General features: G+C 33.8%; 23 protein-coding genes. 12 read left to right on the plus strand and 11 right to left on the minus strand.

Going from position 1 to position 25,532, the window contains the following annotated elements; all coding sequences use genetic code 11:
* The first annotated feature begins 317 nt into the window (after positions 1-317).
* The 4 genes from CIT01_09220 to CIT01_09235 all read left to right on the plus strand — a co-directional run bounded on the left by CIT01_09220 (position 318) and on the right by CIT01_09235 (position 5,576).
* A complete protein-coding gene (locus CIT01_09220) occupies positions 318-728 on the plus strand; it encodes a hypothetical protein (protein AXV38367.1) in 411 nt (136 codons plus the stop codon).
* A gap of 333 nt (positions 729-1,061) precedes the next feature.
* Positions 1,062-2,336, plus strand: coding sequence for a hypothetical protein (locus tag CIT01_09225; protein AXV38368.1), 1,275 nt, complete (start codon positions 1,062-1,064; stop codon positions 2,334-2,336).
* 820 nt (positions 2,337-3,156) lie between these two features.
* Positions 3,157-3,609, plus strand: coding sequence for a sirohydrochlorin nickelochelatase (locus CIT01_09230; GenBank protein AXV38369.1), 453 nt, complete (start codon positions 3,157-3,159; stop codon positions 3,607-3,609).
* A gap of 71 nt (positions 3,610-3,680) precedes the next feature.
* On the plus strand, positions 3,681-5,576 hold the full coding sequence (locus CIT01_09235) for a copper-translocating P-type ATPase (GenBank protein AXV38370.1): 1,896 nt from the start codon (positions 3,681-3,683) through the stop codon (positions 5,574-5,576).
* 81 nt (positions 5,577-5,657) lie between these two features.
* Here CIT01_09235 and CIT01_09240 read toward each other — a convergent pair whose 3' ends face one another.
* Positions 5,658-6,404 (minus strand): hypothetical protein, encoded by a 747-nt coding sequence (locus tag CIT01_09240; protein ID AXV38371.1) that lies wholly within the window; start codon positions 6,402-6,404, stop codon positions 5,658-5,660.
* 524 nt (positions 6,405-6,928) lie between these two features.
* Here CIT01_09240 and CIT01_09245 point away from each other — a divergent pair.
* From CIT01_09245 to CIT01_09260, 4 genes are all read left to right on the plus strand, one after another.
* On the plus strand, positions 6,929-7,756 hold the full coding sequence (locus tag CIT01_09245) for a hypothetical protein (protein ID AXV38372.1): 828 nt from the start codon (positions 6,929-6,931) through the stop codon (positions 7,754-7,756).
* A gap of 15 nt (positions 7,757-7,771) precedes the next feature.
* Entirely contained in the window at positions 7,772-8,842 is a 1,071-nt protein-coding gene (locus tag CIT01_09250; protein ID AXV38373.1) for an iron ABC transporter substrate-binding protein, read from the plus strand.
* 567 nt (positions 8,843-9,409) lie between these two features.
* Positions 9,410-10,735, plus strand: a complete 1,326-nt coding sequence (locus CIT01_09255; GenBank protein AXV38374.1) for an AAA family ATPase — start codon at positions 9,410-9,412, stop codon at positions 10,733-10,735.
* Positions 10,736-10,885: 150 nt separating this feature from the next.
* Positions 10,886-11,908: an adenylosuccinate synthetase gene (locus CIT01_09260; protein ID AXV38375.1), complete on the plus strand. Its 1,023-nt coding sequence runs from the start codon at positions 10,886-10,888 to the stop codon at positions 11,906-11,908.
* Between the two features lie 145 nt (positions 11,909-12,053).
* Here the strand turns inward: CIT01_09260 and CIT01_09265 are convergent, their stop codons facing one another.
* Positions 12,054-12,827 carry a CPBP family intramembrane metalloprotease gene (locus CIT01_09265; GenBank protein AXV38376.1) on the minus strand — a complete coding sequence of 258 codons (774 nt, stop codon included), beginning with the start codon at positions 12,825-12,827 and terminating at the stop codon, positions 12,054-12,056.
* Positions 12,828-12,986: 159 nt separating this feature from the next.
* Between CIT01_09265 and CIT01_09270 the strand changes: the two genes are divergently transcribed.
* Positions 12,987-15,425 carry a hypothetical protein gene (locus tag CIT01_09270; GenBank protein ID AXV38377.1) on the plus strand — a complete coding sequence of 813 codons (2,439 nt, stop codon included), beginning with the start codon at positions 12,987-12,989 and terminating at the stop codon, positions 15,423-15,425.
* Positions 15,426-15,438: 13 nt separating this feature from the next.
* Here the strand turns inward: CIT01_09270 and thiD are convergent, their stop codons facing one another.
* The 4 genes from thiD to proS all read right to left on the minus strand — a co-directional run bounded on the left by thiD (position 15,439) and on the right by proS (position 19,143).
* Positions 15,439-16,188 carry a bifunctional hydroxymethylpyrimidine kinase/phosphomethylpyrimidine kinase gene (gene thiD, locus CIT01_09275; GenBank protein ID AXV38378.1) on the minus strand — a complete coding sequence of 250 codons (750 nt, stop codon included), beginning with the start codon at positions 16,186-16,188 and terminating at the stop codon, positions 15,439-15,441.
* Positions 16,178-16,867, minus strand: coding sequence for a 2-phospho-L-lactate guanylyltransferase (gene cofC, locus CIT01_09280; protein ID AXV38379.1), 690 nt, complete (start codon positions 16,865-16,867; stop codon positions 16,178-16,180). The genes thiD and cofC overlap by 11 nt, the downstream gene beginning before the upstream one ends.
* Before the next feature lie 57 nt (positions 16,868-16,924).
* Positions 16,925-17,611, minus strand: a complete 687-nt coding sequence (locus tag CIT01_09285; protein ID AXV38380.1) for a hypothetical protein — start codon at positions 17,609-17,611, stop codon at positions 16,925-16,927.
* Positions 17,612-17,733: 122 nt separating this feature from the next.
* A complete protein-coding gene (gene proS, locus CIT01_09290) occupies positions 17,734-19,143 on the minus strand; it encodes a proline--tRNA ligase (GenBank protein ID AXV38381.1) in 1,410 nt (469 codons plus the stop codon).
* A 341-nt stretch (positions 19,144-19,484) separates the two neighbouring features.
* Between proS and CIT01_09295 the strand changes: the two genes are divergently transcribed.
* From CIT01_09295 to CIT01_09305, 3 genes are all read left to right on the plus strand, one after another.
* A complete protein-coding gene (locus CIT01_09295) occupies positions 19,485-20,528 on the plus strand; it encodes an NAD(P)-dependent glycerol-1-phosphate dehydrogenase (protein ID AXV38382.1) in 1,044 nt (347 codons plus the stop codon).
* Complete coding sequence (locus CIT01_09300; GenBank protein ID AXV38383.1) at positions 20,529-20,960, plus strand: hypothetical protein; 432 nt, start codon at positions 20,529-20,531, stop codon at positions 20,958-20,960.
* Between the two features lie 90 nt (positions 20,961-21,050).
* The gene (locus CIT01_09305; protein ID AXV38384.1) at positions 21,051-21,725 is read left to right on the plus strand and encodes a ribose 5-phosphate isomerase A; all 675 of its coding nucleotides are present in this window, start codon (positions 21,051-21,053) and stop codon (positions 21,723-21,725) included.
* 46 nt (positions 21,726-21,771) lie between these two features.
* On the opposite strand, the gene CIT01_09310 is transcribed toward CIT01_09305, so the two are convergent.
* The 5 genes from CIT01_09310 to CIT01_09330 all read right to left on the minus strand — a co-directional run bounded on the left by CIT01_09310 (position 21,772) and on the right by CIT01_09330 (position 25,485).
* A complete protein-coding gene (locus CIT01_09310) occupies positions 21,772-21,978 on the minus strand; it encodes a hypothetical protein (protein AXV38385.1) in 207 nt (68 codons plus the stop codon).
* Positions 21,979-22,139: 161 nt separating this feature from the next.
* Positions 22,140-22,772: a hypothetical protein gene (locus CIT01_09315; protein AXV38386.1), complete on the minus strand. Its 633-nt coding sequence runs from the start codon at positions 22,770-22,772 to the stop codon at positions 22,140-22,142.
* A 50-nt stretch (positions 22,773-22,822) separates the two neighbouring features.
* Complete coding sequence (locus CIT01_09320) at positions 22,823-23,641, minus strand: hypothetical protein (protein AXV38387.1); 819 nt, start codon at positions 23,639-23,641, stop codon at positions 22,823-22,825.
* 113 nt (positions 23,642-23,754) lie between these two features.
* Positions 23,755-24,516, minus strand: coding sequence for an ABC transporter (locus CIT01_09325; protein ID AXV38388.1), 762 nt, complete (start codon positions 24,514-24,516; stop codon positions 23,755-23,757).
* Positions 24,517-24,585: 69 nt separating this feature from the next.
* Positions 24,586-25,485, minus strand: a complete 900-nt coding sequence (locus CIT01_09330; GenBank protein ID AXV38389.1) for a zinc ABC transporter substrate-binding protein — start codon at positions 25,483-25,485, stop codon at positions 24,586-24,588.
* Positions 25,486-25,532 lie beyond the last annotated feature (47 nt).

Consider the following 25,532-nt stretch of genomic DNA (forward strand, 5'->3'; position numbering starts at 1 on the left):
TATTTTATGAAATTTGAGGATAAGGCAAAAAAAATTGTTGAAAACGAGTGCAAAATTATTTTTTAGGTATTATGGATTTATTTCTGGTCAAAAATGCCGTTATTGAACAATTCAGATCATTATTTTATTAATATCCGCGAACAATCTCATAGGAATTACTGTGCTTTTTAAAAAATAAATTTAAAATATTTTTTTATGTACTCTTCATCATTATTTCAGCTTAAAACGAAATTTCTATATACTGTGGGGCGGTATAATATTAGTAGTAGGTAAACCTACAAACTATAAGCAAATATTGTTTATTGTGAGGTGATAGGTTGAGAAATTCAAAAATGTTGCAAATAGGTTTAGTGGTTTTAGTTTGTTGTATTGTTGCTTTATCTGGTTGTACTACTAATAATGACACCTCCAGTTCTGACACATCTGGTTCAGACGCATCCAGTTCCAATGATTCTGGTACAAATGCTTCCAATTCAGATGATGTTATGGTCACTGTAAATTATGATGGTAACTGGGGTGGATCCGCAAGTGGTGAATTTGGATATAAGGGATTGTCAGGTAATGGTGATCAAACAGTTAATTTAGGTAATATATCTGGTACTTTAACAGTCAGTACTTGGACTACAGAAGGATCCGGACCAATGAGTCTTAAGGTAACAAGGGGTGGGGAAACTCTGGGAGAAGAGTCTAACTCATATCCATCAGCTACTGTAACCATTACGGTCTAAATCCCTTTTTTTCTTTTTTTATTTAAAATTCATCAAATCATTTTTTATTATCCAAACTTAGAAATTCAAATATTTTTCAAGTGGATACTGAGTTAGGTCACAGAACGATAATTTTATGGTTTTCAAGAAGAATCATCTAAATGTTGGTTTAAATTTCACTAATTTAAATTGTTTGTAACGTGGTTGGTGCGATTTTAAAAATTATTTGCAAACTTAGACAGGAACTGAAGGTATTAACTTTAATAATATGTAAAGGATAAATACTCAGTAAATATTATTTCAAATTAAAAATAATTTGGAGGAAAGAAGTTATTATTTATAGGGGGAACTATTTTGGTAAATTACAAACTATTTTTAATATTAATCATCATGGTCGTTGTTATTATAGCAGGAATTATCAGCCAGATAGAAACCACCACAACTGCAGAAAGTGTTAATCCTGCAGGAAAAGTTGTGGCCACCTACGGTGAGGGGAAACTGTACCAATACGGTCCATTATACCTGGTGGAACTGCATGGCAGTTATCGTGAGATGGGCAGGCAGTACGGGGCGTTACGAAATAATACTCTACATGATATTTACAACCGGGTAACCGCCGGTCCTGAATTCCTAAACATTTTAGCATCCAGTGGAATTAATGAAAGTGATCTGGATACTTTAGAGAGTGATATTAAGCAGACTTATGTCCAATACCCTCAGTATAATGAGATAATCATGGGGATATCTGAAACCACAGGCATGGGAGATGATACCTATCTAACCTGCAGTATAATGAAAGAATTATACTATATGAGCTCTAACCAGTCTTCAAACTCCCAGTGTTCATTTGCTGCAGCGTGGGGGGCATATACTCCAGACTCGTCGTTGGTAGCTGGGCGTAATTATGATCTGGGCACTAACATGGCTAATTATACTGAAATAGTTGTTTATAATCCTGACGATGGTAGTATACCCGTTGCTAATATGGGATATATAGGTTCAATATACTTGACATCTGGTGTCAATCGAGATGGATTGTTTATGGAATTAAACAGCGGTGTTACACCAGCCCAGTGGCTAAAAGTCAGAGATCTTTATATGAATATAACTAGACCTGCCACTGCTCCTGTTGACACCAACCTGGAAATATTCCAACTACTACAAAATTCATCCGACATGACTGAATTGGAACAGAACTTCCAGAAGGCAGGTACCACTGCAGGAACTATTATTAACGCAGCAGATAAAGATGAAGCCAATTCTTTTGAATGGATGCCCTATACCTATAGAATAAGGCCTCCTCAATACAACGGCTTCATAGCAGCTACAAATATTTTCATTGATCCATCATGGGGTCTTAAACAACCAGACTCGGGAAGTGCTCTTGATTCTGGTGAAAGTGTTTTGAGAATGGATAATTTACTGAAGCTAGGTCGGAAGAACAAGGGAAAAATAACACCAGAGGTAATGATGCAGATGATGAGCACACCAATACCTAATGGTGGGCCACTGTTTCCTACTCATACCAGTTATGAGATGGTAGTGGAACCTTCAAATCTCAAGGTCTGGTTTAGAGTACCCCACTATTACAACTGGACGGGTGTGGATCTTAGAAATCACTTCAGCTGAATATATGTTTTACTTGAACTTTTAGCCTTCAAGTAATCTAGAAGTGCATATGATCCTGGTGACATGAGGATCAAAAATTATTACACGTCCTTTTCGTGACCCGGCCACATGTTATTTTCAATTAGTTTTTAGTGACCCTGTTGAAAAATGAAGATTCCTTTTCGTTAATACTTTACTTATTTTTTAAAAGATTCAAAATATTACCTTTGGTAGGGATTTTTTACAAATTACCTTTTTTAATTTTAGAGTTGTCAATCCCATTTTTTAATTTACAATCTAATTTTTAAATTCTGGGATTTATAGGAAATTAAACTCCAAAAAATTGTAATAGGCTAACATTGTGGTGAATAATAGTTTGGAAACTATGCGGTTTTCTGTACAAATACTGATTCAAACCTGCTCTTGTGAACTTGAATATCAATTATTATTTTTTGAATAAATAACAGTTTATATCACTTTTCAAAAGATTAATAATACATATTAATATATTACTTAAAAATAATATACGCTTTTTTGTCTTTGAATTTCTAAGGTTTAAAGTATTAATTTTCCTTTAAAATTCAAACAAATTTTATTTTTACTAAGAAAAGCTTGAAAAAATCTTTAAATACTATAAAATAACTATAATAATTAGATTAAATAAATTAAAAGGTGATTATCAACTAGATTAAAGTAATACAAAATAATATGATTTTTAAAATCCAGGGCATTTTAGGAGCAAAATAATGCCCCCGTTTATAAAATCTGTATTTATGAAAAATAATTAAATGCCTTAAATTTATTTAAAAGAATGAAAGTTCAACTAAGAGGAGCTGATTTGATGAGTGAAGAAGAAATGAAAAAAACTGGTGTTGTATTAGCAGGACATGGAAGCAGCCTGCCATTTGGAAAACAAGTCTTAGAAGATTTAGCTGAACAGTACAAAAAAAATTCAAAGTACCTGGTTGAGATCGGTTTTATGAACATATCCAAACCATCTATACCCGAGGCCATTAATACACTGGCGGTTAGGGGTGTGAATGAGGTTATTGTGCTGCCAGTATTCCTTGCACACGGAGTCCACACCACACAGGACATACCCCGCATCCTTGGTTTAAAAAATGATGAATCTTCACATAAACACAGTCACCACCATGCACATGGCAGTGACCATAATGAGGAAATTGAGTTTGATGGCCAGATCCTATACGGTGAGCCTCTGGGGGCAGATTCCCGGCTGGTGGATATAATAGAAGACCGGATTGAATCTGTTATTAAAGATGCAAAAGATTAGTTATCTATCAAAACTTTTTATAAAGGTAGGAAAGGTGCACCGGATTGAAATTTAACATTAACCAACTACAAATGAACCGGGAGTTCTGGACAATTGTTTTAACAATTATCTCGGCTATATTCCTTTTAATCAGCTGGTTTGGATGGCTTAATAATATTTTACCCTTTGATGTGGCACTCATCAGTGTAGTTATAAGTGGTACTCCCATTGTATTTGAAGCAGCAAAAGCATTGATCCAGGAATTTGATATAAAAGCAGGAATTCTGGTTAGCATTGCTTTGATAGCGTCAGTTGCTATTGGTGAATATTTTGCAGCTGGAGAAATAGCAGTTATCATGATGATCGGCGAAATCTTAGAAGATAGGACTGTTAGAAAAGCGCAGGAAAGTGTTAAAAAATTACTTCAGCTCGCACCTCCTGTGGCCAGGATAAGGACCTCTAGCGGTGAAAAAGAAGTTTCCATTGAAGATGTAAAGATAGATGACGTAATACTGGTTAAACCCGGTGAAACCATCCCGATAGATGGTATTATAATAAAAGGCCACACTTCTATAAACCAGTCCATTATGACTGGAGAGTCTATACCTGTTGATAAAGGTGTGGATGATGAGGTATTTGTAGGGACATTAAACCATTTAGGGGTCATTGAGGTTAGGGCCACCAAGATTGGTGAAGATACTTCCCTTGCAAAATTAATAAGATTGGTTAAAGAGGCAGAAGATAAAAAAGCACCTATAGTACGGATAACCGACAGGGTAGCCACATTTATAGTGCCCATGGCCATCATAGCTTCGGTAGTTACCTATTTACTAACCAAGGATATCATAAGGCTGGTGACTATCCTGGTTGTTTTCTGTCCCTGTGCCCTGGTACTTGCCACACCCACAGCTATCATGGCCGGCATCGGAAATGCGTCACGTAAAGGTATACTAATTAAAAGTGGCGAAGCACTGGAGAATGTGGCCCAAATTGATACTGTACTATTTGATAAAACAGGAACAGTTACTAATGGAACACCTGAAGTTATTGAAATCTTACCACTACACAAAGACTACAGCAGAAAAGAGATTCTTAGACTAGCAGCAACTGCAGAAAAGTTTTCAGAACACCCTCTGGGTAAAGCAGTTTATTTAAAAGCGCAGCAAGAATCTATAGATGTATTTGATCCTCAAGAATTTGAAATGATGTTAGGTAAAGGGGTTTCTGCAGTAGTAGATAATAGAAGGGTTAATGTTGGCAATCAAAAGCTCATTGACCAGGCCGAATCTATTGAATTAAATCAGAATGAGCAGGATCTCACTTCATTTCAGGAAAACACGGGAAAAACAGTTTTGATTGTCTCAGTTGAAGACTTTATTGTAGGTCTAATAACTGTAGCAGATAGAATAAAACCCAATGCACCCGAAACAATACGCCAGCTTAAAAAGATGGGTTTAAATGATATTCTTATGTTAACTGGGGACAATAAAAATGTGGCCCTTTCTATTGCCAAAGAGGTCGGTATAGATGAGGTTTATCCAGACCAGCTTCCTGAAGGTAAGGTACAAATCCTTGAGAACCATTTAGCTGATAATAAAAAGGTGTGCATGGTTGGTGACGGGATTAATGATGCACCGGCCCTGGCTATATCAGATATTGGTATTTCTATGGGGGCATTAGGAGCTGATGTGGCAATAGAAACTGCAGATATTGCCTTAATGTCTGATGATATAGGTAAGATCCCCGAACTTATAACTCTCTCTAGAAAAGTTTTAAGTACTATAAACATTAATATTGCAGTTCCTATTTTGATTAATTTGGTAGCTGTTCTCCTTGCAGCCTTTGGTCTTATTGGACCAGTTTTTGGAGCGTTAATCCATAATTTAGGGTCTGTACTGGTCATTGCCAACTCTTCTCGATTGATAAATTATAAAACTACTTTTCAAATCCAAAGGGGGGGGGGGACTGGCAATAAACTCTTTAATTAAAATCATAAAGTGATTGATAATTAAATTACACTCTTACATCTCTTAATAGGGCTGAGACTAGAATTGTTAACATTTTATCTCTTAAAGTTTTAGTTTGTCCACAGCCCATATGAATTCATTTACCTGGTCTTTTATGGTGTTATTGGGAGTTCCATAAGCTTCGAATATAATGGTTGGTGTTCCATTTTCAATTATAGGGAGAGTACAGTACTCAAGACTGGATGGATTTGGAAGATCAAAATAATAAAGCCAGTCCAAGGAATCTGTAAGATTTTTAGAGATGTTTAATGATTTATTATCATTTATGGGTACAAATACATACGGTGTGTTTATGTAGAGTCCATTAGAAGCATGTACATCTATCACTAAGCTGTAATTATCGGAATTTACATCGGGAACAACGTATTTGTAAGCCAATTTCTGACCATTCAACCGCCCCATGGTATAATCATAGGTCTCCTGGGTGATGTTAATATAATAAAGGTAGTAACAATTCTCAAGAGATTTAGAATTATTTCTTATAATGGCCATGGTGGCGTTATGGGATCTTGATTCACGCGGGTGCATGCCCATGATATAGGCTATTTTCGTGATGGAATTTGGATTTCCATAGGGCCCTTCTTTGGTAACCCTACCCATAGATTCATTTCCCAAAATTTCACTGGTGACTTCTATTGAAGAGGTACTGGTGGCTGGCGATGTATCAGGGGATGGGGTTAGAACTCCTGCAATAATCACAATAAAAATTATCAAAAAACAGCATATATCCAAAAATGAAGATAAAAGAATGTCTTTATGGGAATTGGTTTTTTTTATTTTGTCTTTCAATTAAATCACCAAATATTATAGACTTATTTTATACCAAGTATATTATAAAATTATTTTAAAAATTTTAGATGGTTAGTGTCATAACCTCTAACCATAACTCATCAAATATATATGTTGATAGATTTTTGATACGAATTATAATTTATTTTGGGATTGAGTTTGTGGTCAGTTCTGGCAATTGAAGATTCCAAATTTTAATCTCAATTAATAATCTTTTTTTGGAAAATATTTTTCTTGAAAATCAAAAAAACAGTTGGTAATTAAATGTGCTATTTTTCTAGTTTTATAGATCTTTGTCTATCTGTTTTTAATCATATTTTTTCAAAAACATCAATAATTTTTTCTAAAATTGAAAAGAATTATCGAAATGCTTATATGTACATATCGATAAAAAGAGTTAAGTAAATTATATTAAATTAAATTTGTAATTAGTACCCAAAAAAATCCTTCAAATTAGAGAATTAAATCAAATTCATTAATTTAATTTTCTATTTAGAAAATCACGGTTAATTGGAGAAATAATTATGCAAAAATCAGATGACAACATAAATCAACTAATTTACTGGAATGAGCTGTGGAATGAGGCTGTTAAAGGGCTACCTGACAAAAAAAGTTCAGGTTCATGGGATAAAATCGCACCAAAATTTGGTAAATGGACCCAAAAGGATAATTATTCCGAGGAGCTCTTGAATAAAATCAAAATTGATAAAAATGACACAGTACTGGATATTGGATGTGGAAACGGGATAGTTACCATACCTCTGGCTAAAAAAGCCAAACAAGTAACTGCCATGGACATGTCACCAAAAATGCTTGACATGTTAAAAGAAAATGCAGAAAACGAAGGTTTAGATAATATAACCTCTGTAAATCAGAGAATTGAAGATTTAGATGTAAAAAATGATATTGAACCTCATGACGTTGTTTTAGCCTCCCGATGTCTAAACGGTATATGTGACATTGGAGAGTTACTTCAACAACTCAATCAAATTGCTAAAAAATATGTCTATATTACATTGTGGGGAGTATTAGCCAGAGAATTTGACAGAGAATGTGCAGAAATTATTGAAAAAGAATTTAACCAGCATCCCGATTATATCTGTGTTTACAATATCCTTCATCAACTGGGAATCTATGCCAATGTCGAGATGCTTGAAACTGGAAGTCAGCAGTATTACCCCAATATTGATAAAGCAATTGAAAAGCTTCGGTGGAGAATTGGCGGTTTAGGTGATGAAGAAGAGATTATTTTGAGAAAATATTTAGCTGAAAGATTAGTTAAAACAGAAGATTCGAAATTTACGCTTCCATACAATAACCCCAGTTGGGTATTAATTTGGTGGAAGAAATAATAAGGAGGCGGTTTATTGGAGAGAAAAAACACGATTTTACTTGTTGCAGCAGTTATAATCGTAATTGCTGCTGTAGGGGGGTATTTAACATATAATTCGTCGGTTTCAAATGGACAAACAGTCCAGGTTACGGACATGTTAGGCAGGAACGTTACAGTACCTGCCCAGATAAACAAGGTGGTTGCTACATCCCCTCCCACTACTAATTTAGTTTATATGCTTGCTCCCGACAAGCTAGGAGGGTGGAGTTTTAAACCAACAGGCCAATTTATTCAACAAAAATATAAAGACATCCCTGAAGTAGGTGGTTGGTTTGGAAAACAAACTGGGAACTATGAAACATTTCTATCTATAAATCCAGATGTGGTGTTAGAAGGTTCTAATCCAAAAGGAGATCCTAATGCAACAGTAGATGAAAGACAGGCAAAATTTGGTCAAGTCCCGGTTGTAGCAGTTTTAGATGTTTCGGATGTAACCAAATACAGGGCACCTATAAAGTTTATGGGAGAGTTTTTAGGAGTTCAGGAAAAGGCCGATGAGTTAATTGTTTTCTATGAAACCATGCTCAAGAAGGTTAACAGCACGGTTTCTACCATTCCGGAAAGTGAGAAAAAGACTGTGTATTATGCTGAAGGTCCTGAAGGGTTGCAGACTGATCCAACAGGTTCACAACATTCTCAGTTAATTGAACTGTGTGGTGGAATAAATGTGGCAGATGTCCCCCTAAAACAGGGTTATGGTATGTCAGATGTTTCTATGGAACAAGTGTTAAGCTGGAATCCAGATGTAATACTTGTGGGCGACCCTAATTTCTACAAAAAAGTTTACAACGATTCTAAATGGCAGAATGTTAAAGCAGTAAAAGAAAAGAAGGTTTATTTAATTCCACAAGATCCTCTAAACTGGTTTGACAGACCACCAGGTGTAAACATAATTTTGGGGATCCCTTGGACTGCTAAAACTATTTATCCTGAGAAATTCCAGGATATAGATATGAACAGCCTGACAAAAGAATTTTATTCAAAATTCTACCATTACGACCTCAGCGACGACCAGATAAACAGTCTTTTAAACCCACAGCCATAAAGGTAGAGAATTTCCATTTAGAGCACGCAAAGGAAAACCAAGCAGAAAAAAAGCCGTAATCACCTTGTAATCCCACTGCCGGTTATCCTTTTTTTTATTTTTTTCTCAAAGATATTTCGTATTGGTTTTGTTAATCTTATTTTCTAAATCTTCACCAGTTAGTCAGCATGCGGACTGTGGTATTTTATTTATCATATAAAACAGGATTTCCATATATCATGGCTGCAATGATGGTTATTATTAATGATTTATATCTGTAATATAAAGCCGTATATTGATTTAAGAATAAATAGATTAGTTTATAATTTAATTAGTATCATGAAAATAGTTGTACTGGTCAAATGTAAATTGTTTTGGTTAAATGTCGAAAAAATCAATTATAATATCATTATATTCAAAATTGTTTAACGAAAATCTTTTGTTTTTTTGAGAAAATGATTATTTAATGCCAAAAAGCATATAATGTGCTATGAATAATACTCAATTTAATCAAGTTTCTTAAATAAAAATATCTATTAATAAACACATATTATATTCATTATTATAATTTGAGGGGTAAGTGATTACATGGACTACTACCATGATGGGAAAATGCGTAAACTTTTTGCAATCCTTAAAGAACCTAAATCTTTAGAAGAAATTGATCTTTCTGATGCTTTCATAAAAAATCTGGTATTAAAGGTGGTTTCAACCTATGGAAATATAAAGGTAAGCCAAATACACGAAATAACCGGATTAAATATTGATCTCCTGGAAGAAATCCTTAAAATGCTGGAGGCCGATGATCTGTGTGTTCCTACCGGGGGAGGATTTTTATTTCCCAGTGTTGAGTACACAATAAAGAAGAAAGGGTATCAAAAGGCAGCTAAACTTTTAACTGAGAATCAATATGTAGGTCTGGCCCCGGTATCTTACGATGTTTACTACAAAATAATGGAAGTACAGCTTAAGGACAGATTCCCATTACAAATACCACCTGAAGTGGTTGAAAAAGCTTTTAAAGATGTTGTAGGGGTGGAAAGAGCTAAAAAAACATTAGTGGAAGCATCCATCGGAGGAACAGGTCTTTTTATTTACGGGCCCCCGGGAACTGGTAAAACATTCCTAACCAGTAAAATGTCAGATCTCCTACCTCCTATTATAATCCCTAAATTTATCGAGTTTAATGAAATGGTCATACAGTTATATGACCCTGATTTTCACCGACCCACTAAAAAACAGCCGGAAGATCCCCGATGGATTAAAATATACGCCCCATTTGTCTTTACTGGGTCAGAATTGAATACAGAAAAACTAGAAACGAATTATGATCCTAACAAGGGTGTTTATGAAACTTCTCCCATTATTAAGGCTAATGGAGGTGTTCTGCTTTTAGATGACTTGGGTAGGCAGAAAGAGGATCATAACGCCCTTTTAAACCGATTAATTGTACCGCTAGAGAACAAGAGAGATGTTATTTATATAAAAGGTGCCCCTATAGTGGTTCAAACTCATTTTATTCCGGCATTTTCCACCAACCTAGAAATAACTATTATGGATGAGGCCCATTTAAGAAGAGCTCCCTTACACATTTTCCTGGAGAATCCTTCCACTGATGAAATTTTAGAGGTATTCAAGAGGAATCTTGATGAATTAAACGAGGAATATGATGAAGGGATCTTAAAAAGATTTGAAAAGGTTTACCTGAAAACATCACAGGGAGGGGAAAATCTTCAGCCCACTTTCGCCCATGCACGTGACATTGCCCAGATTGCCCAGGCCATAAGAATCCGGAAAGGAGAGGAGAAAATCACAGAAGAAACTTTAGAGGAGGCATTGGAGCAGCACATTTTAATTGCACTTCAGAGAAAGTTCACACCAGAAATATTTAAACAAATTGTCGGGCCAAGATAATGTTTTATTCAATAATAAAGCTTAATAATCAATATTTTGATCATCATGGTTATTAAAATAATTTTTGTTATATAGAATTTTTAGTAAGGGAAAAGTTTTTATTAAATCTTTTTTAATATAAAAGAGGCTATAATATAAGGAGTATTTCACATGACATGTAGTGTATTAGTTGGAGGCGGATGGGGTGACGAAGGCAAAGGAAAATGTATTACATATCTTTGTTACAACGATAAACCCGACATCATAGCAAGAGCAGGAGTAGGTCCCAACGCAGGGCATTCTGTAGAATTTCACGGTGAAAAATATGGATTAAGACTAACTCCTTCTGGATTTGTTCATACTGGGGCAAGACTACTAATTGGGGCAGGTGTCTTAGTAGATCCAGAGGTATTTTTACATGAATTAGATTATCTGAATAAATATGATGTTAAAGGTAGAACTTTTGCTGATTATAGATGTGCAATCATAGAAAAAAAACATAAAGAGCAGGATCAGGCTTCTGATTATCTTTCCAAGAAGATAGGAAGTACTGGTACTGGCTGTGGCCCTGCAAACTCTGACCGGGTAATGCGGGTGGCCAAGCTTGCTGGGGATGTTGATGAAATGAAGTCTTACACAACCGACGTTCCTAAAGAGGTTAATGGGGCTTTAGATAATGAACAAAATGTTTTTATTGAGGGATCACAAGGTTTTGGTCTTTCACTTTATTATGGTACTTATCCTTTTGTCACCAGTAAGGATACAACTGCAAGCACAGCCGCCGCAGACGTGGGTGTTGGACCAACTCGGGTGGACGATGTAATAGTAGTTTTCAAATCGTATATAACCCGTGTCGGCGAAGGACCTTTCAGTACAGAAATGAGTCAGAAAAAGGCAGAAGAAATGGGCCTGGAAGAATACGGAACCGTAACTGGCAGAAGAAGAAGAGTTGGCCTTTTTGACATGGATCTGGCCAAAGAATCATGCATGATAAATGGAGCAACCCAAATAGCATTGACCTGTGTTGACAGACTTTATCCACAGTGCGAAAGAGTAAAAGATTACTCAAAACTATCCATGGAAATTAAAAGATTTATTGATGAAATTGAAGGCGAAACCGGTGTTCCTGTAACCATTATATCCACAGGGCCCGATCTGGAAGATACAATAGATTTAAGAGATGAACTTCTTTAAATTTGAGTATCTTATTCTATTTTTTTTTATTTGAAAAAAGTAAATATCTCATTTCATTCGTTGAAAGAGATATTTATTAAATTTTTAATTTAATATTTTTACAACTCCTTAATTAGCAGTTATCTTCTTATAATTATTTGCTGTTTTATATTAGTATTATTATGGGAAGAATTACGTGTAAAACTATGTCTGCCGAGAAATGAGAGATCATGGCGGATTCTAAACCTTTTTTCCAGTATAGCCATCCAAAAATTATTCCACCAATTCCATTTAAAACTATGGCACGAAGTATAATACCTGGAGTAATAGCAGTTATAGCACTGGTTATAGGCAGGTGTCCAATACCGAATAGAACTGCTGTTATAATTATAGCCAACCATACTCCTATTGATGTAGGTTTGCCCTGGGCAGTTTTTTTAATTTTATAGAAGATCCAGACAAAAAGACTCATTAAAAACAGTCTCATCATTATTTCTTCATTTATTCCGCCGTAGAATGATGCCAAAAAACCCTGCCATGCTGGAGGATTGATTTGAGTTGCAGTGGCTCCAATTAGGGTAACACCCATTAAAGAGAAAATGTTATCAAAAACTATAATCAAAATAGCTGCAGCTACTCCTAAACCAATTGATATTCCTAAAATAGATTTTAGGTAACTCCTAACTTCATTTCCCTCTAACCATCCTTCAAGTATAGGAAGGCCAAATCCTATTTTTTTAGCTATAAAAAGACCCAAACCTATTAAAACTGCAAATAAAACTGTATTTTGTATTATCTGGGCAATTAATAATATATGCAAGGGCACTGGTAATTCTGCAGGGATTCCTCCTTGGAGAGTTAATGAATAGGGGATTACTGTAATAATTCCAATTAGACTTAAAATTAACAATATTATAAATAGTTTCCATCTAGTTTTCATTTAAAAACCTCTTTTATATTAATTTAAATTATCTATATATAGTATTAACATTTTGTTCTCTAAATGTGTTTTAATATTCGTGTATAGCACAATTTAAATATTAGTTTAAGTATAAGCATCTTAATCTGTAAAAAATCGCATGTAATCGGAGAAAAATTGATGAATTTACGTGGAAAAACCTTGATAATAATCGGAGTAACATTGATAGTACTTATTTTCACGTTATATATGGTTTCTCAAGCTTTAATAATTCATAGTTTTGATGAAATAGATGAAAATAATGCCCGTAGAAATATGGAAATAATCCAGGGAGCTTTACTAAAAGACATGGAGAGTTTAAATGATACGGCTCAATACATGTCAAAGAACTTTGATACTTCATTATTATCACCAGAACAGGAATCTAATTATATTAAAAAAAATTTAACCAATCAAAATTTTATAAATTCGAGAATAAATTTAGTTGTAATATATGATTCTTCCAAGCGTGTACTATACTCCAAAGCATTCGATTTAGAAAAAAAGAAACAAATCCCGGTATCAGATGAATTAAAAAATTATATATCAAACGGTTCCATCAATTCGAACTCTAACACCTCAGTTAATGGAGTTCTTGCTTTATCAAATAATCCAATGATAATTTCTATTTGGCCCATATCCTCTGGAAATAACCGAAGTACCAGCTATTTTTTAATGGTAGGCCGATATTTTAATTCAGAGGAAATTAAGAGGAATACTGGAATTAAAACTTCTGAAATCAAATTTATACCACACACTACTCAAAACATGTACTTTAATGAGATAGATCCTTCATTCTCCAAAGAAACCCCAGTGATGATACAAAGTAATGAATCCAATTCTATTAATTCTTTTACAATTCTAAGGGATGACCTGGGAAAAGCAGTTTACAGTTTAAATGTTAAAATGCCTAGAACCATTCATGAACAGTTTTATGAAACTGTACTTTATTATCTTCTTTCCTTTCTAATTATCGGTTTGGTAATTGGGGTAATACTATTATTATACCTTGATAAAGTAATTTTAAAACGTTTGTCAGGATTAATTAATGATGTAACAACAATTGGTGAATCTTCTGACCTATCAAAAAGAGTTTCAGTAACTGAAAATGATGAATTACAGAAATTAGGTAATTCGATAAATCAAATGTTATATCGGTTGGAATTATTGAATAATAAGATATTAGTGAGTCAGAGAAAATATAAAACTATTTTTGAAAATACAGGAACTGCTACTGCTACTATTGAAGAAGATGGTAAAATTGCGTTGATAAATAAAGAATTTGAAAAAATTGTTGGTTATTCCAAAACAGATATTATTGGAAAAAAGGCCTTTCTGGATTTTGTTGCAGATGAAGATAGAAAAAAAATGAGCCATTATCACACTTTAAGATTAGATCCAACCCATTCCCACGCTGCTCCTCGAAATTATGAATTTAAATTATTAACTAAAAAGGGCAATATAAAAAATATTTTTTCAACGGCGTCCCTTATCCCCGAAACAAAAAAGACTTTAATATCGCTTTTGGATATAACCGATAAAAAGAATGCTGAGAAAGCATTGAAAGCATCAGAAGAGATGTATAAAACATTGATTAAAACTTCTCCCGATGCATTAATTGTTATAGATTTAAAAGGAACCATTAAGTTTTTATCTCCGAGAGCACTGGAATTGTATGATTATAATCATAAAAAGGAACTAATAGGTGAAAATATTACTAAAATTATTGATTCAACTGAAAAAGAACGAATATTCCCTTTTTTTGAAAATGTTTTTAATAAGGGTATTTTAAAAAATACAGAATTTAAGATGTCGAAAAAGGATGGAACAAATTTTTCAGGTGAAGTGAATGTTTCAGTGATAAAAAATGATCAGGGAAATGTAGAATCTTTCATGGGGATAATAAGGGATATAACTCACCATAAAAAAATTGAAAATGAAATAAAAAGATCTCTCAATGAAAAAGAGATGCTTATTAAAGAAATTCATCACCGTGTAAAAAATAATATGCAGATAATAACCAGTCTTTTAAATCTTCAATCCTCCTATTTTGAAGACGAGAATGTTAAATCTGTTTTTAAAGAAAGCCAGAACCGTGTAAAATCTATGGCTATGGTGCATGAAAAGCTATACCAATCAAAAGATCTGGCCAGAATTAACTTCGCAGATTATATAAAAAGTCTTGCTTTGGGTCTTTTAAGTTCGAATGGCATTGATTCAAATGTTATAAAACTCAATTTAGACCTGGATACTTTTTATTTAGGTATTGACACCGCAATTCCATTAGGATTACTATTAAATGAAATAATAACAAATTCCCTGAAACACGCATTTCCTCACGGTAAAAACGGTACAATAACTATTGGACTTAGAAAAAAGGATAGTATATTCATAATGAGTATCAGTGATGATGGTGTAGGTTTGCCTCATGATTTAGAATTAGAAAATTCCACGACTCTGGGGATGAAACTAATAATGAGTTTAGTAGACCAGTTAGACGCAGATTTAACCATGGAAAGAATTAAAGGCACAAAGTTTATCATAAAATTCAGGGAATTAAAATATACTAAGAGGATATGAATTTTTAAGATATTTATTTCCAAAATTGATTAAGGGTACCTTTGTACCCGTATCTTATACTTTCAGTTACAAATATGCCAGCTTTTCGAACTGATTCTTCTAAACTGAATCCTTTAATTAAATAGGCAGTTATTGCTGATGAATAGGTACAACCACTGCCATGGGTGTTTTTACTTTTTATGATTTCTCCATCAATTACCTTTACTGTCCCATCAAAATAAGTGTCATTACCTTGAAGATGACCTCCTGTAATAACCACGTTACATATTTCCCCTATCTTTAATGCAGCTTCCATTGCATCATCTTCATCCTCTATTCTATAACCAGATAATGCTTCAGCTTCAGATATATTGGGAGTTGTCAATAAGGCATGGGGTAGGAGATATTTTTTGAGAGAATCTGCAAAATCTTTCTGGGATAAAAAACCACCAGACCCAGCTACCATCACTGGATCTGCTACCACTTTCAGCTCATGTTCAGAAACCTTGTGGGCCACGCATTTAACTATTTTCTCAGAGTAGAGCATGCCTGTTTTTGCGTATTCAATTTGTTCCTGCTCTAGAATAAGTTCAATCTCTTTTTCAATAAAATCAGGGTCAACGGGAAATATGTCTTCCACTTTATATATATTTTGGGCAGTTAAGGCCGTTATTACTGCAGTTCCATATATACCTAATGCAGTGAAGGTTCGAACGTCATTTAGAATACCTGCACCGCCTGAAGGGTCATATCCGGCTATGGAAATGGCTGATTTAAGTTTCATCTTTTTCTACTCTTTTGACTTCTAATCTTTCAGAACCATGGTTGGAACGAATTTTCAAGGGCAAAGATTTTAAATATTTCTGGGTTTCGGTTTCATGGCCATGTAAAATTATTTCACCCAAATCTTCAGCAGTATTCACGTCCATGGATAAGTAAAAGGAATCATATACGCCGAAGGATATATTATTTGATTCTGCTTCTTTTAAGTGTTCAAAAAAACTGTAATCTCCAAATTTAGTTCTCATATCCCGGGTGGTAAATAATATGGCATTGGTTCCCCCACCCTTTGAAGGGGCTATTACCATATCAAATTTTTCACCCATTTTTAGCATGTCTTCTATATGGGCTTTTTTAATTAGAGGTACATCTGAAGGTGTTATTAATATTTTATCACAAGTTTCCCAGCAAAAATCAACAGCCTGACTTAATGCACCGTTCAGATCAGTTTTTCCCTTCTCTTTAACTGGTGTAACTTCCAATTTTTTCACGTAGTTTAAAACGTCATCATCTGAGCTTATAACTGCAACTACATCTAATGTTTCTTTTAATGAAGCTATTACATCTTTTAACATGGATTTTAACAGATTTTCACGTTCTTTAATGGTTAATGTTGGTGATAATCTAGTTTTTGCATGGTAGAAACGTGAAACTGGTATTATTGCACAAGTTTTTTTATTCATTTTTACCTCTTAAAAATCTAAAATTTCACTCAATCAAATTCATTTATTAAAAATAGTTTAAATGCCTAAATTTGTCCTGATCCATATTATAATTCCGTCTATCCAGCTCTGCCCCTGATCTGCATCTGAAAGATTCTGTACATTTCTTAACTGTTCTTCGCTCATGTTAAATTTGGTCATAACCTCGATTTTTGCCTCTGAAACGTTATCTCGCATTTCTGTATAGGATAATCCTTGGGTCTTAATAACTGCGTATGGTTCAGCACGATAAATATTTAAATTTCCCCCAGATACCAGTACCCATATCTGAAGTTGAGCTTTCAGAGCCCCTTCTGGGTTTTGCATATTGGAATCTTTTATTATTTGAATGATTCGACTGGAACTACTGTTGGTGGGGATGAGTTTTTCACCAGCTAACGCTCTTTTTTCAGGTTCTATACAGTAAGCCTTGACATTGGTAACAGAATCAGGATCAATTATCTTACTCTCGGCAATAACCATGTTTTCACTTGTGGAACTAGTAAGAGTATCTCCAACTTTAATTTTCACTGATTCGAGTCCGTTATTTTTTATTGTAATGTCATGGGGTACTGCACCGGCACTGCTATTTTGTACTATTTCTAATGCTCCTGTTTCGTAAGCTTGATTAATATCTAGTCCTTGTAGGGAGAGATAACTCCAGATTCCAGTGCCAAAGGCAAAAGCAACAATTATGAAAACAACGAAGATTACTCTTATATTCATTCTTTATCCTCATTACTAAGAATTTTCCAATTATCTATTTCTTTAAATTTAGGTAGATCGAATTACTTTAAATAATATATTTCCTGGATCAGTTTTTGTTGGTAGTGTCCTTAGGTTTATTATTAATATGTTTTAGCTATTAAAGTCTTGTATTTTGCCTTACTACCACAGTTAATGCATTCTCCTTCTTCTTCGTATTCCTCTTGAACACCTAAAATGTCAACGTGAACCTTTTCCTCCAGATCCTTTCCACAATCCTCATCACCACACCAGTAAAAGTTAACAATACCACGGTACTTTTCAATATGTTCTCGTGCATCTTCCACAGTTTCAACACTCACGATATTATCATTAAATACTTTTTCTGCCTTACTTTTCATGTCCACTTTAACTTTACTCAACATATCTTTAACCTGACTAAATACGTCATTTCCTAGTGGAATTGATTCTTTTTCCAGGTTATCTCTACGGAAAACCACCATATTTTTATTTTTAATATCCCTCGGGCCTAACTCTATTCTGAGCGGAACTCCTCTCATTTCCCATTCATAAAATTTCTTACCAGCCCTCATATCCCGGTCATCCAGGTATACTTTTAAGTTGCCTTCCTTTTCCAGTGATTCTTTGATTTCTTGACAAAGTTTCAATACTTCTTCACCACCTTCCTTGAAAATAATTGGAACTATTACAACTTGATAGGGGGCAATATCTGGGGGTAGGCACAAACCTTTTTTGTCACCGTGAATACCAATTATTGAGGCAATAACCCGGTCAGAAAGTCCGTAACAGGTTTGGTAAACATATTCATGATCACCTGAGGCAGTTTCGTAGGTTATATCAAAGGTACGGGCAAAGGTCTGGCCTAAATTGTGGACAGTTCCAATTTGTAAAGTTTTACCATCGGGCATGATTGTATCAAAAGCCATGGTATAATCTGCACCAGGGAATTTGTCCCAAATAGGTCTCTTGGTTATAACGTATGGTACTCCTAACATGTCAAAAAATCTTTTATATAACTCTATAGCGTAATTTACCTGATCTCCAGCTTCTTTTTTAGTACAGTGCATGGTATGGGCTTCTTTAAAAGTTGTGATTTCTCTAACTCTTATTAAAGGCCGTGTATGTTTTGTTTCATAGCGGAAGGTGTTAACTATTTGGTAATACTTTAGAGGCAGGTCTGTGTGTGATCTTACCCATAATGAAAACATGGGATACATTGCTGTTTCACTGGTAGGTCTTAAAGCCAGTTTCTTGTTTAACTTGGTTAAACCGCCATGAGTAATCCAATAAACCTCAGATTCAAAACCTTTAACATGTATACCTTCTTTTGCCAGTTCATCTTCGGGTATTAGTAAGGGGAATAGTACTTCTTCATGTTCTTCATCCAGGATATCTCTCAATATATTAAGTACATTTTTTCTTATTTTAAATCCTTGTGGCATCCAGACATGCATACCTTTAATAGGATATCTGATATCGATTATTTCTGCTTCTTCCAGGATTTTATGAAACCATTCACTGAATTCTGACATTATTTCACCGTAATTTTTAAAGTGTTATACAAATTAATATAAGTATTTCATTTATTGGAATTTAAGTAATATAATACTATTTAGTATCAAAACTAAATCAATTATGTGTATTTTTATTGATATGGAAATTGTTTATGGAATAATAGTATTTAGCGATTGATTGTTTAGTAGTTTAATATTAGTGTGTTATCAATTTGTTGAGTATAGATTTATTGCAATATGTAATAGTAATTAATATATGTAGTATCAGATTAAATCAATTAGTATTTCTAATAAATTTCTTAGATAAAATCAAAATTATTTTATGGGTTTAAATCTTATAATGATTGAAGGTAAAAAAAATGGATGCAAAAAAGATTCAATTACCCCGGGAAATTCATACTGGTGTGGGAGTAATAAAAAAAACAGGAACTATCTGTAAAGATTTACGTTTTTCTGGCAAAGTTTTAGTGGTAACAGGACCTAAAACCCTGAAAATAGGGGGAGAAAAGGCTACTGAGAGCCTTCAAAATGAAGGCTTTGACGTGGAAACTGTTAAAATAGATGAAGCATCTGAAAAAGCTGTTTCCAGTGTTGAAAATTTTATAGATTCTGTATCGGTTGTTTTGGGTGTTGGGGGAGGAAAAGTTATCGATGTGGCAAAAATGGCATCCACACGCTCCAATATTCATTTTATCAGTGTCCCTACTGCGGCCTCCCATGATGGTATAGCCTCTCCCAGAGCATCTATACGGAGTGAAAAAGGTACAGTATCACTCCAGGCACAACCGCCCATTGGAGTTATTGCAGATACAGAGATTATAAGTAAAGCCCCATTTAAGCTACTTGCAGCTGGGTGTGGAGATATTGTATCAAATTACACAGCTATCATGGATTGGAAACTGGCCAATCGTCTTTTGAATGAATATTACAGTAGTTCTGCTTCTGCACTTTCACTTATGACTGCAAAGATGATAATCAAATCTGCAGATGCTATAAAAGAGGGGCTGGTGGAAAGTTCAAGAATGGTGGTTAAAGCACTAATAAGCAGCGGTATTGCCATAAGTATTGCCGGCACCAGCAGACCAGCAAGTGGTTCTGAACATAAATTCAGCCATGCATTGGATATTATATGTCCAAAACCAGCATTACATGGTGAACAATGTGGAGTGGGCACCATAATGATGATGCACTTACACGGCGCTGATTGGAAATTTATACGGGATGCATTAAAAACTCTAAAAGCCCCCACCACTGCACATGAATTAGGAATTGAACCTGAAGATATTATTGAAGCGTTAACTATAGCTCATACTATTAGAAAAGAGAGGTACACAATTTTAGGGGATCGTGGCCTTACCAGGGAAGCAGCGGAGAAACTAGCTACCACCACTGGGGTGATTTGATTGATTACACTTATTGGGAAAAATCTTGCAAAAAAGGGATTAAAATTTCTTCATTATGGTGAAGCCACTGAATGCGAAAAATGCAGGTTCAAAAGTACCTGTATTGATTCACTGGAAATAGGGAGGATGTATGTCATTAAAAATGTTAAAGATACTGAACATAATTGCCCTATTCATGAAGGTAATAAAGTTAAAGTTGTGGAAGTAGAAAAAGCATTTATCAACACATTAGTTGATACAAAAATTGCATTTGAAGGATCAATGATAGTTTTCAATGCTCCTGATTGTGAAGAAGAATGTTTAATGCGAGATCTATGTTTCCCAGATGGTTTAAAAAATGGTGACAAATGTAAAATCATTAAAAATAAGGGAAAACCTAAAAATAAATGTATTAAAGGATTAGATATTACTGAAGCAGTTTTGAGCCTATAACTATTATATTTTATTTATCCAAATAAATTCAAATTGTTGTTAAACTTAATATAACGGTTATATTTCGATAACTTAAAGGAGTACTTTTCTATGAACCTTAAAAAAATGGCAGCATATGAAGCAGCAAAACGCGTAAATGACGGTAATGTAGTTGGATTAGGAACTGGATCTACCACTCATCATTTCATAACCAGATTAGGTGAAAGAATAAAAAATGAAGAAATTGAGATTATGGGAATTCCTACATCATATCAATCCTTCTTTATTGCCCGAGATTCTGGCATTCCTTTAACTACTCTTAATGAACATGAAATCGATATTGCAGTTGATGGGGCAGACGAAGTTGATCCTGATCTGAATCTTATTAAAGGTGGGGGAGCTGCCCACACACTTGAAAAAATAGTGGATAATGCTGCAGAAAAATTTATCGTCATTGTAGATGAATCAAAAATAGTGGATGAATTAGGAAATTTCCCAGTACCTGTAGAAATCATTCCTCAGGCTTTAAAAGTAGTTGAAAAAGCATTGATCAAATTAAAAGGTATTCCATCTCTTAGAATGGCCCAACAGAAAGATGGTCCTATTATAACTGATAATGGCAACTTTGTTATCGATACTAAATTTGATAAAATCCATAATCCAAGTATACTGGAAAAAGAGATTAACTATATCCCGGGGGTTGTGGATAATGGTATATTTTCAAAGATGGTTGATGAGGTTATAATTGGTGCTCCTGATGGAATTAAAAGGTTAAAATCAGATTAAATTTTTTTTTATTTTTAAAAATTTTTATTAAATTTATCTAAATATCTTAAAACTCTATTGATATTATATATTTAAAAGGAATTAATACAGATGTTTTATCTTTACCGCCACGTAATTTAAGATCTAAAGTTAAATAATCCTTTTTCACCAATTTAACTTCACCATAATACGTTTTTCCAGGCATGATAGTGATAGTAATATAATCTCCTTCAGCTGTTTTAAGGGTATCAGCCAAATCAGAGCTAAAAATCATTTTTGACCTCTAACAATATTCCTATTAACTTAGCGTAATTCAACACATTCATTGATGCATATAGATTTTTTATTACCATATATTAATCATGGTATATAGATTTTTTATTAAATAGATCTTCTATAGTTTGGTAATTAAAATAAGTAATTGATAGTGTAGATTTATCTGAATTTTACTATTATAATCACTATTACCATTAAAACTAGTAGAACGCCTATTATTAACCACCAGTAATCATTAAGATTGAACATACCCCTAGAAGGTTCAGGTAAATTATTTTGATCTTCAATACTCTCTTCTTGTTGAGAACCATCTTCAAAAGTATAAATAATCTTTGATTTTTCAATATTTAATTCATTGGAATTTAAATCTTTAATTTCTAGAATTATTGTTACTTCTTTTAAAGGATTTTCAATTTTAACGTCTCCATAACTTCCATCAAGAGTCATGTTGGATTTAATGAGGTTGGGGTTGTTTTCGAAAAATGCTTGTATCTCTTCAGGGCTTCCATTTAAAATTTCCTGGTTAAAATCAGCTTTTTTAATTGCGTAAATAGAAACCGTGCTCAATTTGTAAAAACTAAATTCAGAAGAGTTAATAATTTCTATATCTGGATTTGGAGTTCCGTGAAGTAAAAACACATAATCAGGATAATTATTAATATTTGATATTTTATAATTCAGGTTTATTGTTTTCATACCCGGTTCTATAACATCGGCATAAGTAATGGAACTAATAGTTAATAAAAATATAAAAAATGTCAGAAAAAACAAGTTTCTATTTTTCATAATCATATTATTACCTTTAAATATAATAAAATTTATCTAATAAAATTTATTCACCTTTATAAATTTAAATGGTTTTCACCTAATTTTTTTGTTAATGAAACTAAAATAAATGTAAATCCCAGAACCAATACTATAGTAGCTCCTGAGGCTAGATTAAGCAGATAAGATAACCATAATCCAATAAATGTTAATATTATCCCTGTAAACGTGGAGTAGACCATTAATCTATTGATATTGTGGGTGAAGTTCTTGCTTATGGCAGCAGGTATAGTTAGAAGTGCAATAATCAGTATAACACCCACGGCTTTTATGAGCACCACCACGCTCAAAGCCACTAAACATAGAAGCAAGAGATACATAATCTCTGAGGGTATTCCCACCACTTTCGAAAATTCTTCATCAAAAGATATGGCAGTAAACTCCCTGCGAAATAGCAAAACAGTAACTAGAATAATAATATCCAGAACCAGCATTATGATTAAATCGGACGTAGGCACAGTTAATATGCTTCCAAAAAGATAACTGAATAAATCTGGAGCATATCCTGGACTTAAATTTACGAATATAATACCCAGCGCCATTCCCACAGACCATAAAATTCCGATTGCAGTATCTTCACTTACTTCAACCTTTTTACTTAAAAATCCAATGCTTAATGCAGATAAAATACTGAAAGGAATGGCGGTGATTATTGGATTTATACCCAGAAGATAACCTAAACCAATACCTCCAAAGGCAGCATGAGAAATACCACCACTTATGAACACAATTTTTTTGATTACTACATAAGTGCCCACAATTCCACAAGCTACACTAACCATGATAGCAGCAAGGAATGCATTCTGCATAAATCCATATTGAAGAATTTCAAACATCTAAATTTCCTCTTTTTTTAGAATAGTTTAACATATTACCATATTAAGTCATATTAAAGGCAGATACTGAGTTTAATAAAGAATTTTCATGATCTGATTGAGGTATATTATATTCAATCCTCATCATCAGCGTGTTTTTCGAGAACGCGGTGGGGTATTCCATGGGCTATTAACTCCACTGGGCACTGATAAACATCACCTAAAGCTTTGACTGCTATTTCTGGAGGGCCATGGCAGAATAATTTACGATTTAAGCAGACGATCTTCTCAACATGGGTTGAAACAACGCCAATATCATGGGTAACCATAATTATTGTCATATCTTTATTTATCCTTGCTAAAAGTTTATAAAATTCATTTTGCATCTCTGGATCAATACTGGCCATAGGCTCATCAAGTAAAAGAAGTTCTGGTTGTTTTACAATTGTTCGGGCAATTAAAACTCTCTGTATTTGTCCCCCTGATAATTTTCCTATCTGTCTATCCTCATAATCCTCCATTTTAACGGTTTTAAGAGCATTCGACACTGCATTTTTATCTTCAGTGGAATAATTTTTGAATAAACCATTGTATCTGCCCATTAAAACGCATTCAAACACATTCATGGGAAAAGTTGGATCAAAATGAGTATGTTGAGGCAGATAACCAATTTGTGATCTGGCAGCTATGGGACTTTTATCTAAAACGTTCACACTGCCGGTATCTGGTTTGATTAACCCAAGAATAACCTTCAACAGAGTAGTTTTACCTCCACCATTGGGTCCTATGACGGCCACAAATTCGTTTTTTTCTATTGAAAGATTAATATCACTTAGAATAGGTATATTATTATAATTCAAGGATATATTATCCATTTGAACTGCTATGTTGCTCATTATTTAACCTTTAATAACTTTTAATGCAGTTAAAACTTTTTAAGGACTTTTAATTTATCAAAAACTTCTTTAAGAATTTTTAAATGCATCTACAACTTTGTATAGGTTATCTACATAATTTTTTGCTAGTGGATCAATTCTAACCACTTCACCGCCAATATTTTCTGCTATTACCTCAGCACTATTGGAACTGAATTGGGGGGATACAAAAATGACCTTAATATTTTCTTCTTTAGCCTGTTTAATTAAACTTGCAATACCTTGAGGGGTAGGTTCTTTTCCTTCATTTTGAATAGCTATTTGTTTTAAAGAATAATCCCTGCAGAAATATCCCCAAGCGGGGTGATAAACCATAATTAATCTATTATCCTTATCTTCAAGGCTTTTTATTATATCTGAATCTAATTTATCCAGTTCTTTTAAGTATTCATCCTTATTTTTTTTATAATACTCTTTGTTAGCAGGATCTATGGAACTCAATTCTTTGTAGACATTTTCAACCATTATTTTGGCATTTTTAGGTGAAACCCATACATGAGGATCTGTATTTGTTTCATGTTCATCATCTGTATTCGAATTTTTAATTAGAGCAATATTTTCGGAACTGTTAATGATCTCCATATTAGAGTTCATTGAAGTGAATTTGTCCATCCAAACTAGTTCAAAATCAATTCCCGAACCAACCATAAAATATACATCTGCAGAACTTAAATTTTTGAGTTGTTCAGGCATGGGTTCATATGTATGCGGGTCTGCTCCAGGTGGAACCATGGTAGTTACTGTGACTTTGTCACCACCTACTTTCTCCACAAATTCTGCCTGGGGAAGTACAGTGACAACAACTCCTATTTTTTTATCAGAACTTGCATTATCCATGCTTGGAATTGGAGAATAATAAGTAAGAAATATAGAAATAATAACGATAAAAACTACCAATATGACTAAAAATCCTTTATAGAGCTTTTTCATTGTTACTAATTTATGCTTATTAATATTTAAATATTATCTTAATAATT

It is taken from the genome of Methanobacterium sp. BRmetb2, from assembly GCA_003491285.1.
Lineage (GTDB): Archaea > Methanobacteriota > Methanobacteria > Methanobacteriales > Methanobacteriaceae > UBA117.